Origin of the sequence: Pseudomonas simiae (genome assembly GCF_000934565.1) — a bacterium.
In the GTDB taxonomy this organism is placed as follows: domain Bacteria; phylum Pseudomonadota; class Gammaproteobacteria; order Pseudomonadales; family Pseudomonadaceae; genus Aquipseudomonas; species Aquipseudomonas simiae.
The window spans coordinates 3426510-3441585 of sequence record NZ_CP010896.1 but is presented as its reverse complement, the minus strand read 5'-3'; the positions used below and the strand labels follow the sequence as shown (position 1 = coordinate 3441585).

Genomic DNA, 15076 nt, shown 5'->3' with positions numbered 1-15076 from the left:
GGTCATTTTCTATTTGGATTAATGAGTGAGTAGCCTTTATGCGTTCCATCATCGTGGACGGGTGTGGCTCCTAGAATATCCTTGGTATCTATCCGGTTTGGTATGGCAATTTCGCGCTCCTTTTTATAGTCGGATAAAATGCCTAGTTCTTTGTTGACATCCCGACCCGGGATTTTCTTTAGGGTGTAAAGATAGCCTTCCTCAAACCCAAAGGATGTTGCGAACGTCAACCCTTGCTCCCTTGATATCGATGTGCTCACAAAATTGCTTGGTGGACTCGCATTGTTTTGCGAGTGTAAGTATAGGTCAGTGCTTTTTCCTCTGCTCTCAAAGCCTGTTTCAAAAATTTCGTCCGGGTGCCTTGAGTCCCCTCGATATAAATATTCTTGTTTTTTACTTGATGCTGGTAGCGAAGGAGTGCCGTCGTCTACGTTCAGCTGTTTATTTAAGTTTTCTGAGTTTGTGTGTGGTTTGCATCCGTCCCCGCCGGGACACGTGCTCAAACCCAGTGGATCAACCCAGCCCGTAGGGTTGGTCACGTACTGGTACGCATTGATCCCACCCGCCAGCTTCACCGGGTCCGGGGTCAGGTAACGGCCATTATCCGGATTGTAGTAGCGATGGCGGTTGTAGTGCAGCCCGCTTTCTTCATCGAAGTATTGGCCCTGGAAACGCAGCGGGTTGTCGACTTTTCCGATGTCGAGGCGGGTGATTTCACCGTAAGCGCGGTAGTGCGCGGACCAGACGATTTTGCCATCGGAGGCGGTGAGTTCCCGCGGCGTACCCAGGTGGTCGAGTTGGTAGTGGAAGGTCTCGGTTTCCTTTGGACCGAAACCTTCCAGTAGGACCAGCGGGCGAAAGGTGTTCGGCTCGTAGAGGTAACTGCGGTGGCGATCCGCGTGGTGCTCGGCGATCAGTGTGTCGCCCTGCCAGAAAAACTCTGTAGTGATGCCGTCAACGGTTTTGCTGATGCGCCGCCCAAACGGGTCATAGCGGTAGCTGGCGGTCTGGCCATTGGGTTTTTTAATGCCGATCAGACGGTGCTGGCAGTCGTAGCGGTATTCGGTGACGAGTTGATGGCCTTTGCCGCGTCGTTCGCGGATAAGGTTGCCGAAAGCGTCGTAGTCGTAGTGGTGGTCGCCTTGGATCATCAGGCGGTTACCCGCCACGATGTCCGGGCCGGGGCGGTCTTGCATCAGCAGGTTGCTGGCGGGGTCATGGCCGAAGCGTTCCTGGTCGGCGCGGGTGAGGCGGTTTAGCGGGTCGTAGTGGTAGTGATGCTCGCCTTTGCGGGTGTCGAGGAGGCGGGTGAGATTGCCGGCCTTGTCGTAGTCGTAGTGGCGCTGGTAAAGGGTGTGTTGTTGCTGGGTGACGGCGTGGGCGTGCAGGCGTTGCTGGTCGTCATAGTGGTAGTGGCTGATCAGTTGGCCTTGTTGGCGTTGGAGTTCCTGGCCGGCTTTGAATAGATGAGAGGTAAGGCTTTCACCGTTCAGTTCGATGGTCGCGAGGTGGCCGCCTTTGTCGTGGTTGAAGGTGAGACGGTTGTTGTCCGGCAGGCGCAGGTTTTGCAGTTGGCCGCAGGCGTCGTAGCCATAGCGCAGCGTGCCCCAGCCTTGGTGTTCGGCGGTGAGGCGGTTTTGGCTGTCGTACTCGTAGGCCAACGCCCAGTGGCCGTTTTCGACGCTTAAGAGGTTGCCTTGGCGGTCGTAGGCGTAATCGACTTGGTTGCCGTCGGGCAAGGTTTTTCTTACGAGTCGACCGGCATGGTCACGCTCGTAACGGGTAACCAGCTGACTGCCGTCATCGCCGTGTTCGGTCTTCTCCTGCAGGTTGCCGTTGAGGTCATAGACGTAAGCGGTGCGCTGGCCGTCAAATCCTGTTTCCTGTTGGATCAGGCCATTGGCGTGATACTGGAGTCGGTAGGTTTCGCCCACCTCGTTTTCGATCTCGGTCAGCAATAACCTAACGTTGTCGTACCGGTATTTGACCTGGGTGCCGTCAGCGTTGATGCGACGGCTGATCAGGTGCAGGCCGTCGGCGTATTCGTAGCGGGTGAGGTGGCCCAGTTCATCGCGTTCGGAGGTGATTTTTCCGTAAGCGTTGTAGCTGTATTCCCGTGTGGCACCGCCGGGCTGAGTCAGTTTCAGTAAGCGGCCTGCTGCATCCCATTGATACTGGGTCAGCGCCCCATGCTCATCTTCACGCGCAACTTGCCGCCCAAGGTCGTCATAGCGATAGCGCTTAACGCCACCGTTCGGCAACTGCTCCTCAAGCAACTGCCCACGCTCATTCCACACCAGCCGATGACAGCTGTGATCCGGGTACCAGACACCAACCAGCTGCCCATATTTGTTGTAGCTGTAGTCAGTAGCGTTGCCGTCAGGATCGGTTTTGCGTGTCACGTCACCCTGGTTATTACGCTCATATTTCCAGACCGCCTGACCCCGCCTTACAACCCGTACGAATCCATTGTCATGCTCGTAGGTCGTCGGCTCATCGTCCCCCGGAAACAGCGCCACCAAACGCCCGGCTTCGTCGTACTGATACGCCGTGATCGCTCCCAGCGGATCCTGCTCAACCGTCAGTCGGCCTTTGTCATCGTAGGATTTAAAGTGTTGGGCACCGTCAGGGTCCACGCGCTGCACCAGCCGCGCCCGCGGGTCATGCACGTAGACTTCCTGGCTTCCGTCGGCGTTAAACACCGTGACCTGCCCGTTGTCATCCCAGGCGTACCGCGTGTCCATCTGCGAGAAACTGGCCCAGTGCCGTACGCACCGTGCAGCCTTGCCAGACCGTTCCCACGCCCAAAAGAAACTCGCCCCACCGGCCAAGCCACGCTCAAGAATCACGTGCTGATCGTCGTACCGATAAACCTCGCTTTCGCCTACAGCGTTGGTCGCACAAACCAGTCGTCCACCAGCGTCATAGGCGTAGGAAACAACGTTCTGCTCCGTCACCCAGACAAATGGGCCGTCATCCACAGCCCGCTCAATCTGGTAGTCCACCGCCACAATGCGGCCCGACGCATAGCGCAAAAACAACGAGCGCCCGACGCCGTTATCCAACCGCTCAATCTGCCCCAGGTAGTTACGGGAAATGCGCAGCCGGTTGTCATACGCATCGCTGATCGCTGTCAGCACACCGTCGCGGAAGTGGTAGAAACGTGATCCTTGAGACAGGACTAACTCATCGGGCACAGCCCCCAGGTAGATCGCCGCTTCGGCCAGGCTGTTGGTGATCGCGGGCCGAGAAGCGGTCGGCAAGGGCAGGGGCGTCGAGCGATTTTCATGATCGGTCCACACCACCGAGTCGCCGGAAACACTCAGCCGATGCGCCAGCGAGTGACTCCAGCCAAACCCCAACCCGCAGTCCATTTCCACCGCACTGGTGCGGTACAAGCGGGTCCACTCAAACGGCAAGAGCCCGTCCAGCGTTCCATCGGTGAGGGTCAGCAGTTCCTCGCCCGTGACCATGGACACCGGGCACCCGTTGGTGGCGGTCTTGTCCGAAGACGCAGCGACATTCCCAGCCGGGTTTCGAGCAGAAGCAGGCACATCGTCGACAGTCTCCTGCCGCACCAACACCGTTCGTTGGGCCTTATCCCGAACCACCGGCACCGGGTTGGCAACCACCTGATCTCCAGCCTTCAACGGCACATCCGGAATCGTCTTGATCCTCGTTGCCCGGCTACTGAGCAATATCGGCTTAGCCAGCTCCGCGTGGTCATCCCCACGGAACTTCCCGAACTGCCCAGCCATATGCTCCAACCACTTACGCGCTCGCTGAGACTTGATGCCGCCCAGCACCTTCGTACTCAAGCGCACCGCCATCCCCATTCCTGCGGTAGCAAGACACAGCAGCAAATTGATCAATACTTCAGCGCTGATTTCCCCCAGCAACTCGTTCATATAAGGCGGCGGCAACATCCGCATCCAGCTGACCATCGCCGACACATAAATGAACAGCAGCGGCTCATCGCTCAGCACCAACAAGCCCTTTGCGATGCTTTCGGTGCCGAGCTTCAACAGCTTTTCAAATTCATCCTGGGACAGGTAATGCAGGAGTTTTTCCGCGTAACCCATTGGGTCCGAAAGCCACTGAAACATCTGCTTGATGTTGTCCCAGAGCGCATACAACGCCTCACCAAACCCCCGAGCGTAGGCTTGGTGCAGCGAGAGATAGCGTTCGAGGAAGTTGGCTTCGGAATACCCCTTCCACAGCGGTTCAAACGTGGTGGTCCATTCAGCGCGCAGCCAACCTTCCAGCGGCGCGATAACCGACTGGTAAGAGGCGTACAGCGCCTTGAAATGCGCTGTGGAAACGTTGGGGTAGAAACTGACCCGGTACTGCTGGTTGCGATCACATTCAGTGATTTCGAGAATGCCGCTCGGGCCAATGGTTTTATGGAGGGGCTCCCCGAGCGGGCCACCCGTTGGATCGATGCGTTGCACCATCACGGGCGTATTGCCAATGGGCACGAACCGTGAACTCTGGAACATGTGCACCAGGGTCAACGTGCCGTTGGCCTGGCAGGTTGCGGTGGTGGTGCTGGGAAGCAGGGAGCGGTTGATCGACGCGACCAGCGCCACTTCATCCCCGACCTTGAAGACCTGCTCGATATCCAGCGCCGAAAAGCTGAAAAAGCTTTCCGCCCAGGCATCGTAGTGATTGAGGCAGCGCTTGAAGTCGCTGATGACCGATTCAACGTCTCGCGTCTTTGAATCCAGGGTGGCCAGTACCAAATAGCCGATGGTTTGGCTGGTCACTTCGATCATGAGGCGGCCCCATCAACCGGGGGCCAAACAAACAACGCCATCCGCAATCCCTCGCACTGTGTACTCAGGCGAGGGACTTTGCGGACCTTTTCACGGGAGGGGAGTAGAGCTTATCCGGCAGACATGTAGGACGTTTCGACAAACCTTGTCGTCCCTCACGCGACTAGCGGCTATTGTCAGAAATTTCCCACAGGAGTACAAATGTACTCCATGACAACTCTAACGCCCCGCCGTACCGCCATCCTGACCTTCATCCGCGACCGTATCGCGCAGCAAGGCCAGTCCCCCAGCCTCGCCGAGATCGCCGAGGCGTTCGGCTTTGCCTCGCGCAGCGTGGCGCGCAAGCATGTGCTGGCGCTGACTGAAGCCGGGTTTATCGAGGTCAACCCGAACCAGGCACGCGGTATTCGCTTGCTCAATCAACCGATGCGTCCGCAATGGCTGGATGTGCCGGTGCTTGGCCGTGTCGCTGCAGGCTCGCCTATCGGCGCCGATGCCGAGGTGCATAGCCGCCTGCAACTTGACCCGTCGACCTTCGCGAAAACCCCGGATTACCTGCTGCGCGTGCAGGGCGATTCGATGATCGAGGACGGCATTCTCGATGGCGACCTGGTGGGCGTGCGCCGCAGTGCCGAGGCCTTGAACGGGCAGATTGTGGTGGCGCGCCTGGACGGTGAAGTGACCATCAAACGTTTCGAACGCCATGGCGACAGCGTGCGCTTACTGCCGCGCAACCCCGCGTATCAACCCATCGTGGTCGGGCCCGATCAGGACCTGGCGATCGAGGGGGTGTTCTGCGGTCTGGTGAGGCAAGGTTGATGGGCGCCGTGGTTGCACTGGACACGCTGTTCAATGGCGGGCGTGTCTGGAAAGGCCGGCCTGCCACGCCGCCAGCCAGTGTGCACCCCACCGGGCTGGCGGCGCTGGATGCGGTGTTGCCCACGGGCGGCTGGCCGGAGGCGGCCCTGAGTGAAATCCTCATGGCCAAGGAGGGGGTGGGCGAACTGCAACTGGTGCTGCCGACCCTGGCACGCTTGTCAAAGGCGCGGGAGCGCATTGTGCTGGTGGCGCCGCCCTATACACCGTACCCCCATGCCTGGCAGAACGCCGGGGTGGATCTGCGCTTGCTTTCGGTGATCCAGGCCGAAGAGCGTGATGCCCTGTGGGCGGTGGAACAGTGCCTGCGTTCCGGCAGTTGCGGCGCGGTGTTGTGCTGGCCACGCAAGGCCGATGACCGCGCGCTGCGGCGCCTGCAAGTGGCGGCGGAAACCGGGCAGACCCTGGCCTTTGCCTGGCGCGCCTTAAGTGAGGCGGTCAACTCATCTCCCGCCGCCTTGCGCCTGGCCGTGGAAGCCAAACCCGCGCAGGTGCGCGTGCTCAAGTGCCGGGGCGGCCTGGCCCATCCGGCGCCGATTACGCTGGCGGGGCATTGAGGTTGCCATGCGCTGGGTGTGTATTGTCTTCCCGCAATTGGCGCTGGACGGAGTGCAGCGTGCGCATCCCGAACCGGAGCAGCCTCTGGTCTTGCTGGCCGGTACGCCACAGCGGCGTGTGCTGCAAACGGTCAATGACGCCGCCCGCGCCTTGGGCTTGCGCCCCGGTCAATCCCTGACAGCTGCACATGCCCTGGCCAAGACCTTTGCCAGCGCCGAATATGATCCCGCCGAGATCGAACGCTACCAGCAGTTCCTCGCCGCCTGGGCCTATCAGTTCAGCTCTCAAGTCAGCCTGTATTATCCACGCGCTTTGTTGTTTGAGATCGAGTCGAGCCTGGGGCTGTTCGGACCATGGCCACGGTTCGAAGCGCGCTTGCGCAGAGAGTTGACCGAACTGGGTTTTCGTCACCGTATCGTCGCGGCACCCAACCCGGCGGCGGCGCGGGTGCTGGCAAATATCTACGATGGTTTGGCGGTGCAGGATGACGGCTTGATGCAGGCCCTGGCGCCGCTGCCCATCGACCGCGCCGGTCTTGGCCCGCAGGCCGCTACGGCCTTGTCGCGCATGGGCCTGCGCACATTGGCCCAGGTGCAGGCGCTGCCTCGGCATACCCTGGCGCGACGCTTTGATGCCGGCTTGCTCAAGCACCTGGATGCACTGGTCGGGCACCGGCCGCTGGGCCTGGCGTTCTATCAGCCGCCGGACCGGTTCGATGTGCGTATCGAGCTGAATTTCGATGTGCAATCCCATCAGGCGTTGCTGTTTCCTTTAAGGCGTTTGACCGGCGATCTGTCCGCCTTCCTCTGTGGTCGCGACAGTGGCGTGCAGCGCTTCGACCTGCACTTGGAGCACGCCCAGGCGCCCGATAGCGTGATCAAGGTCGGCCTGCTCAGTGCCGAGCGTGAACCGGCGCTGCTGTTTGAACTGGCGCGTGGCCGCCTGGAGCAAGTCCAAGTCACCTCACCGGTCCGCGGCTTTCGCCTGGTGGCCCAGGACCTGCCGGTGTTCGTGCCCCAGCGCCAGGACCTGTTCGACGACCGCCCGCAACAAACCCTGCCATGGGAGCAACTGCGCGAACGCCTGCGTGCCCGCTTGGGCGATGAAGCGGTGCAGGGCCTGCGCTTCCACGCTGACCACCGACCTGAATGCGCCTGGCAAGCGGCTGCGGATAAAACCCTGTGCCCAACCCTGAACAACGTGCAGCGCCCCGGCTGGCTGCTGAACGAACCGACCTTGCTGGGCGAGCAGGGTGTGCAGATCCTCATGGGGCCTGAGCGCATCGAGTCCGGCTGGTGGGACGGCGCCGATATTCGCCGCGACTACTACCTGATCCAGACGCGCGCCGGTCAGCAAGGCTGGGCCTTTCGCACCGTGGGGCAGGGCGATGGATTATGGTTGCAGGGTTGGTTTGCATGAGTTACGCCGAGCTGCACTGCCTGTCCAACTTCAGCTTCCAGCGCGGCGCCTCCAGTGCGCTGGAGTTGTTCGAGCGCGCCAAGCGCCAAGGCTACAGCGCGCTGGCGATCACCGACGAATGCACTTTGTCCGGCATTGTGCGCGCCTGGCAGGCGGCGAAGGCGGTGGAGCTGCCGCTGATCATCGGCAGCGAGGTGCGCATCGACAACGGCCCGAAACTGGTCCTGCTGGTGGAAGACCTCAGCGGCTACCAGCACCTGTGCCGCTTGATCACCCTGGCCCGGCGGCGTGCCGAAAAGGGCAGCTATCGCCTGCTGCGCGAGGACTTCGATCAACCGCTGCCCGGCCTGCTGGCGCTGTGGGTGGCCGAAGACAGCGACACCCAGGCCGATAGCCAATGGCTGCGCCGCACCTTCGGTGAGCGACTGTGGCTGGCGGTGCACCTGCACTGCGGCCAGAACGATGCGCGTCACTTGGAACAACGCCTGCAACTGGCCGCCAGCCTGCACCTCCCCGCGGTGGCTTGCGGCGATGTGCACATGCATGCGCGTGGCCGCCGCGCCCTGCAAGACACCATGACTGCCATTCGCCATCACGTACCGGTGGCCGAAGCCGGCACGCGCCTGCACCCCAATGGCGAGCGGCACCTGCGCAGCCTCGACGCCCTGGCCGCGCTGTACCCGCAAGCCTTGCTCGACGAAACCGAGACCATTGCCCGCCGCTGCACCTTCGACCTCAGCCAATTGCGTTATCACTACCCGCGCGAACTGGTGCCCGCTGGCCACAACGCCCAATCCTGGCTACGCGCCGTGACCGAAGAAGGCATCGCCAAACGTTGGCCGCAAGGGGTCGACGCCAAGACCGCGCAGCAGATCAACAGCGAGCTGGAGTTGATCAGCGAGCTGGGCTACGAAAGTTACTTCCTTACGGTGCACGACATTGTGCAGTTCGCCCGCAGCCGGTCGATCCTGTGCCAGGGGCGCGGCTCGGCGGCGAACTCGGCGGTGTGTTATGCCCTGGGCATCACCGAGATCGACCCGAGCCTGACCAGCATGTTGTTCGAACGCTTCCTTTCAAGGGAGCGCAATGAACCGCCGGATATCGACGTGGACTTCGAACATGAACGCCGCGAAGAGGTGCTGCAGTACGTGTTCCAGCGTTACGGCCGTACCCGTGCGGCGCTGACGGCGGTGGTCAGCAGTTACCACGCGTCCGGCGCGGTGCGTGATGTGGCCAAGGCCCTGGGGCTGCCGCCGGACCAGATCAACGCCCTGGCCGACTGCTGCGGGCGCTGGAGTGACGCAGCGCCCCCGCTGGATCGCCTGCGTGAAGGCGGCTTCGACCCCGACAGCCCGATCCTGCGCCGCGTGCTCACGCTGACCCAGCAATTGATCGGCTTTCCCCGGCACCTGTCCCAGCACCCGGGTGGCTTCGTGATTTCCGAATACCCGCTGGACACCCTGGTGCCGGTGGAAAATGCCGCCATGGCCGAGCGCACCATCATTCAGTGGGACAAGGACGACCTCGATGCCGTCGGCTTGCTCAAGGTGGATATCCTCGCCCTGGGCATGCTCAGCGCAATCCGTCGCTGTTTCGACTTGCTGCGCCGCCATCGCAACCGGGACCTGGCCTTGGCAACCATCCCCAAGGAAGACCCGGCCACTTACGCGATGATCAGCAAGGCCGACACCATCGGCGTATTCCAGATCGAGTCGCGGGCGCAGATGTCGATGTTGCCCAGGCTCAAGCCGCAGAAGTTCTACGACCTGGTGATCGAGGTCGCCATCGTGCGACCTGGGCCGATCCAGGGTGGCATGGTGCACCCGTACTTGCGGCGGCGGAACAAGGAGGAGGAAACCACTTATCCTTCGCCGGAACTCAAAGTTGTGCTGGAACGTACCCTGGGCATCCCGCTGTTCCAGGAGCAGGTGATGCAGATCGCCATGGTCGCCGCCGACTACGGCCCAGGCGAGGCCGACCAGTTGCGCCGCTCCATGGCCGCCTGGAAACGCCACGGTGGCCTGGAACCGCACCAGGAACGCCTGCGCACCGGCATGCTGAAAAACGGTTACAGCGAAGCTTTTGCCGCGCAGATATTCGAGCAGATCAAGGGGTTTGGCAGCTATGGCTTCCCCGAATCCCACGCGGCCAGTTTCGCCTTGCTGACCTACGCCAGTTGCTGGCTCAAGTGCCATGAGCCGGCGGCCTTCGCCTGTGCGCTGATCAACAGCTGGCCCATGGGGTTCTACAGCCCGGACCAGATCCTGCAGGACGCACGGCGCCATCGCTTGCAGATCCGGCCAGTCGACGTGCAGGCCAGCGACTGGGATTGCAGCCTGGAGCCGATCGACGGGGCACAGCCGGCGATTCGCATGGGCTTGCGCATGATCTCGGGGTTTCGCGAAGAGGACGCGCGGCGCATCGAAGCCGCACGCCACCGCCGGGCATTCAGCGATATTGCCGACCTGGACGATCGTGCCGGGCTGGATGCACGCGCCCAGGCACTGCTGGCGGATGCCGGTGCTTTGCGCGCCCTGGCGGGCAACCGGCACAAGGCGCGCTGGGAGGTCGCCGGTGTACACAAGCAACTCGGGCTGTTTGCCGGCCTGCCGAGTCCGGACGAAGCCGTGGTGGAGTTGCCGTCGCCCACGGTGGGTGAGGATTTGCACGCCGACTATGCCACGATCGGCACCACCCTGGGCCCGCATCCGTTGGCGTTGTTGCGTGCGGAACTGCGCAAGCGACGCTGCCGCAGTTCCCAGGAGCTGATGGCGGTGGAGCATGGGCGCAACGTCAGCGTTGCCGGCCTGGTCACCGGTCGTCAGCGTCCCGGCACAGCCAGTGGGGTGACTTTTGTCACGCTGGAGGATGAATTCGGCAATCTCAATGTGGTGGTTTGGCGCGATCTGGCTGAGCGTCAACGCCAGGCGTTGGTGGGCTCGCGTCTGATGAAAGTGGATGGGCGCTGGGAAGCGGTGGGTGAAGTGCGGCACCTGATCGCCGGGCGCCTCACCGACCTGACGCCGTTGCTGGAAGGCATCACTGTGCGCAGCCGGGATTTTCATTAGGGGCTGTGGTTTCTGCGGGCATTCCTCCCTAAGTTATATAAGATGAAACCATCAGCTTCTGACGCGCTCCAAATTTCGCAGCTGTCTTTTCTTTGCGCAGAGTTCAATGATGCAATTTTTATCCAACCCTCATGGCTGTGAAGGTTGGGCCGGTGAAATGGCCCAGCGAATCCGCGCTTTCGATTGGGCAACCACCGACCTGGGCCCTATCGACAAATGGTCCACCAGCCTGACCTGCACCGTGCAGATGATGCTGGCATCACCCGTGCCCATGGTGATGCTGTGGGGGCAATGGGGGTACATGATCTACAACGACAGCTATTCGGTCTTTGCCGGTGGTCGCCACCCGTACTTGCTGGGAACGCCGGTAGAACTGGGGTGGCCGGAAGTCGCCGAGTTCAACCGTCACGTGGTGGACACTTGCCTGGCAGGCGGCACGCTGTCATTCAACAACAAGGACCTGGTGCTGTTGCGCAACGGCAAGCCAGAAACCGTATGGCTGGACCTGTATTACAGCCCCGTCGCCGGCGACAACCAGCAACCGGCGGGGGTGTTGGCGATTGTGGTGGAGACCACCGAGCTGGTGAAATCCGAACAGGTGCGCCAGGAGCTCACGCACAACCTGGAGCAACGAGTCGCCGCTGAAGTGCAGGCGCGCTCGGCCGCCGAGGACCAACTGCGTCAGTCACAGAAACTCGAAGCCATCGGCGGCCTGACCGGCGGTGTGGCCCACGACTTCAACAACCTGCTGCAAGTGATCGCCGGCAACCTGCATTTGCTGGCCCGCCACGAACCGGACAACGCCCAGGTGCAGCGCCGTGTCGCCGCGGCCATTGCGGCGGTGGAGCGCGGGTCCAAGCTGTCATCGCAATTGCTTGCGTTTGCCCGTCGCCAACCTTTGTCACCGGCGGTCTACAACCCGCAACGTATCTACGCAGGCCTCGGCGAGCTGCTGCAACGGGCGCTGGGGGAAACCATCCATATCGATGTGCAACTGCCCCAGGACTCGTGGTTTATCAACGTCGACCGCAACCAACTGGAAAATGCACTGCTCAACCTGGCGATCAATGCCCGGGACGCCATGAACGGCGAGGGCGTGATTCGTATCACCGGCGAGAACATCATCCTTAATCCGGACGATTGCGCGGGTAAAGGCATCAAGCCGGGCGAATATGTGCGCCTGGCGGTCATCGACACCGGTGTGGGTATGTCCGAGTCCACGTTGAAACGTGCGTTCGAACCCTTCTTTACCACCAAGCGCGAAGGCCATGGCACCGGCCTGGGCCTGAGCATGGTGTTCGGCTTTGTGCGCCAGAGTGGCGGGCATGTGGAGATGTGGAGCGAGGAGGGCAAAGGCTCGGTGGTGCAGATGTATTTCCCTCACAGCCTGGAGCCGGAAAGCCTCGATGTGCATATCGACCAACTCCCCCTTAGTAGCGGCCAGGAAACCATCCTGGTGGTCGAGGACAATGAAGGCGTGCGCCTGACCGTCGTCGAGTTACTCGAACAGTCCGGCTACACCGTGCTCACGGCCGATGACGGTGACCAGGCCATGCTCAAGCTACAAGCCGGTTTGCAGCCGGAGCTGATTTTCACCGATGTGGTCATGCCCGGCCGCGTCAAAAGCACCGACCTGGCCAACTGGGCGCGTGCGCAAAACCCGCCGGTGGCAGTCCTGTTCACCTCCGGCCACACCCGTGACATTCTCTCCAGCAATCATCTGCTGAGCGCCGATATTCATCTGCTGAGCAAGCCCTACAGCCCCGAAGCGCTGACGCAACGGGTGCGCAGCGTGCTCACCGCCCGACAAGGTTGTCCATGACTTCACAGCGCAACACGCCTGCAATCACTGCCCAGCAAACCGGTTTCGTCCGTGTGCGTGGCGCCCGCGAACACAACCTGCGGAATGTTGATGTGGATATTCCCCGGGATGCCTTGGTGGTGTTCACCGGCGTGTCGGGTTCCGGCAAGTCGTCCCTGGCGTTTTCCACGGTGTATGCCGAAGCGCAGCGGCGTTATTTCGAGTCGGTGGCGCCGTATGCCCGACGGCTGATCGACCAGGTGGGCGTGCCGGACGTGGACAGCATCGAAGGCCTGCCGCCCGCCGTGGCCCTGCAACAGCAGCGCGGTACGCCGAGCGCGCGCTCATCAGTGGGCAGCGTGACGACGTTGTCGAGCCTGATCCGCATGTTGTATTCCCGCGCCGGCAGTTATCCGCCGGGACAGCCGATGCTGTACGCCGAGGACTTCTCGCCGAACCTGCCCCAGGGCGCGTGCCCGCAATGCCATGGCTTGGGCCGTGTGTATGAAGTGACCGAAGCACTGATGGTGCCGGACCCCTCGCTGACCATCCGCCAGCGCGCGGTGGCATCCTGGCCGTTGGCGTGGCAAGGCCAGAACCAGCGGGACATTCTGGTGACCCTTGGCTACGACGTGGATATCCCCTGGCGCGACCTGCCGAAAAAACAGCGCGACTGGATCCTGTTCACCGAAGAAACTCCCACCGTACCGGTCTATGCCGGCTTTACCCCGGAGCAGACCCGCGATGCGCTGAAACGCAAACTGGAGCCGAGCTATCAGGGCACCTTCATGGGCGCCCGGCGTTACATCCTGCACACCTTCGCCCACACCCAGAGCGCGCTGATGAAGAAGCGCGTGTCACAGTTCATGCAGGGCAGCGCCTGCCCGTTGTGCGAGGGCAAACGCCTGACCAAGGCTGCGCTGTCGGTGAAGTTTGCCGGGGTGGACATAGGTGAGTTGTCACAGTTGTCATTGGCGCAATTGGCTGAGTTACTGCGGCCGGTGGCGGCGGGGCAGGACACGATGAAACTCTCGGTGGAAAAACGCCTCGCCGCCCAGCGTATTGCCCAGGACTTGCTGGAGCGGGTCAGCACCTTGACCGAGTTGGGCCTGGGTTATCTGTCCCTGGAGCGCAGCACGCCAACCTTGTCGTCCGGCGAGTTGCAGCGTCTGCGCCTGGCCACGCAATTGGGCTCGCAGTTGTTCGGCGTGATCTATGTGCTGGATGAGCCTTCGGCAGGCTTGCATCCTGCGGACGGCGAGGCACTGTTCACCGCACTGGACCGGTTGAAAGCGGCGGGCAACTCATTGTTTGTGGTGGAGCATGACCTGGAAACCATGCGCCGCGCCGACTGGCTGATCGACGTTGGCCCGGCGGCCGGCGAACATGGCGGCCAGGTGCTGTACAGCGGCCCGCCTGCGGGGCTGGCACAGGTGCAGGCGTCACAGACCCGCGCCTATCTGTTCGCTGAAAAGCGTGTCTCCAAGCAAGAGCGCCGTGAACCCACCGGTTGGCTGACACTGCAAGGTGTGACGCGTAATAATCTCAAGGACCTGAATGTCGATTTTCCGCTGGGCTGCTTCACGGCGGTCACCGGGATTTCCGGGTCGGGCAAGTCCAGCCTGGTCAGCCAGGCGCTGCTGGAACTGGTGAGCGCCGGTTTAGGGCGCGTGGTGGAAAATGACGAAGAACCAAGCCTGGAAGACGATGCGCCGCAAACCAGCGGCGGGCACATCCACGCCGGTCTGGAGCACATCCGCCGCCTGGTGCAGGTAGACCAGAAACCCATCGGCCGCACTCCACGTTCGAACCTGGCGACCTATACCGGGCTGTTCGACAATGTGCGCAAGCTGTTCGCGGCTACACCGGCGGCGAAGAAACGGCACTACGATGCCGGGCAATTCTCGTTCAACGTCGCCAAGGGGCGTTGCCCGAACTGCGAAGGGGAAGGGTTTGTCAGTGTCGAGTTGCTGTTCATGCCCAGTGTGTACGCGCCATGCCCGACCTGTCATGGGGCGCGCTACAACCCCGAGACCTTGGCGGTCAAATGGCGAGGTTTGACCATCGCCCAAGTGTTGGGGCTGACGGTCGAGCAGGCGGTCGAAGTGTTTGCCGAACAACCGAGCGTGCTGCGCTCGTTGCAGGTGCTGCGGGATATCGGCCTGGGCTACCTGCGTCTGGGCCAACCGGCCACCGAGCTGTCGGGCGGTGAAGCGCAGCGCATCAAACTGGCGACCGAGCTGCAACGCAATGCGCGGGGCGCGACCTTGTACGTGCTGGATGAGCCGACTACAGGCCTGCATCCGCGGGATGTGGACCGCTTGCTCAGCCAGTTGAATCACTTGGTGGATGCGGGGCATACGGTGGTTGTGGTGGAGCATGAGATGCGGGTGGTGGCGCAGAGTGATTGGGTGATAGATATCGGGCCGGGGGCAGGGGATTTGGGCGGGACGGTGGTGGCCAGTGGTACGCCGCAAAAAGTTGCGAAGAGCAAGAAAAGCCGGACTGCCGCCTTCCTGGCGAAAGCACTCTAAACCTGTGTAGGCGCGGGGCTTGCCGACAAGCCCGGCGCCTATACA

7 protein-coding genes are annotated in these 15076 nt (G+C 61.8%); 6 read left to right on the top strand and 1 reads right to left on the bottom strand.

Going from position 1 to position 15076, the window contains the following annotated elements:
- Positions 1 to 2: 2 nt before the first annotated feature.
- A complete protein-coding gene (locus PF1751_RS15310; RefSeq protein WP_044287313.1) occupies positions 3 to 4775 on the bottom strand; it encodes an RHS repeat-associated core domain-containing protein in 4773 nt (1590 codons plus the stop codon).
- Between the two features lie 201 nt (positions 4776 to 4976).
- On the opposite strand from PF1751_RS15310, the gene lexA reads away from it, so the two are divergent.
- From lexA to uvrA, 6 genes are all read left to right on the top strand, one after another.
- Positions 4977 to 5594 (top strand): transcriptional repressor LexA, encoded by a 618-nt coding sequence (lexA, locus tag PF1751_RS15305; RefSeq protein WP_021492567.1) that lies wholly within the window; start codon positions 4977 to 4979, stop codon positions 5592 to 5594.
- On the top strand, positions 5594 to 6208 hold the full coding sequence (imuA, locus tag PF1751_RS15300; protein ID WP_010209873.1) for a translesion DNA synthesis-associated protein ImuA: 615 nt from the start codon (positions 5594 to 5596) through the stop codon (positions 6206 to 6208). Before lexA ends, imuA begins: the two co-directional genes overlap by 1 nt.
- Positions 6209 to 6215: 7 nt before the next feature.
- On the top strand, positions 6216 to 7628 hold the full coding sequence (locus tag PF1751_RS15295; protein ID WP_044287311.1) for a Y-family DNA polymerase: 1413 nt from the start codon (positions 6216 to 6218) through the stop codon (positions 7626 to 7628).
- On the top strand, positions 7604 to 10696 hold the full coding sequence (locus PF1751_RS15290) for an error-prone DNA polymerase (RefSeq protein ID WP_226994519.1): 3093 nt from the start codon (positions 7604 to 7606) through the stop codon (positions 10694 to 10696). The genes PF1751_RS15295 and PF1751_RS15290 overlap by 25 nt, the downstream gene beginning before the upstream one ends.
- Positions 10697 to 10805: 109 nt before the next feature.
- The gene (locus tag PF1751_RS15285; protein ID WP_010209882.1) at positions 10806 to 12518 is read left to right on the top strand and encodes an ATP-binding protein; all 1713 of its coding nucleotides are present in this window, start codon (positions 10806 to 10808) and stop codon (positions 12516 to 12518) included.
- Entirely contained in the window at positions 12515 to 15031 is a 2517-nt protein-coding gene (gene uvrA, locus PF1751_RS15280) for an excinuclease ABC subunit UvrA (protein WP_042572208.1), read from the top strand. Before PF1751_RS15285 ends, uvrA begins: the two co-directional genes overlap by 4 nt.
- Positions 15032 to 15076 lie beyond the last annotated feature (45 nt).

What these genes read in the sequence shown, in the direction of transcription:
- PF1751_RS15310 (WP_044287313.1), bottom strand. Translation starts at nt 4,775, where the DNA reads ATGATCGAAGTGACCAGCCAAACCATCGGCTATTTGGTACTGGCCACC.
- lexA (WP_021492567.1), top strand. Translation starts at nt 4,977, where the DNA reads ATGTACTCCATGACAACTCTAACGCCCCGCCGTACCGCCATCCTGACC.
- imuA (WP_010209873.1), top strand. Translation starts at nt 5,594, where the DNA reads ATGGGCGCCGTGGTTGCACTGGACACGCTGTTCAATGGCGGGCGTGTC.
- PF1751_RS15295 (WP_044287311.1), top strand. Translation starts at nt 6,216, where the DNA reads ATGCGCTGGGTGTGTATTGTCTTCCCGCAATTGGCGCTGGACGGAGTG.
- PF1751_RS15290 (WP_226994519.1), top strand. Translation starts at nt 7,604, where the DNA reads ATGGTTGCAGGGTTGGTTTGCATGAGTTACGCCGAGCTGCACTGCCTG.
- PF1751_RS15285 (WP_010209882.1), top strand. Translation starts at nt 10,806, where the DNA reads ATGCAATTTTTATCCAACCCTCATGGCTGTGAAGGTTGGGCCGGTGAA.
- uvrA (WP_042572208.1), top strand. Translation starts at nt 12,515, where the DNA reads ATGACTTCACAGCGCAACACGCCTGCAATCACTGCCCAGCAAACCGGT.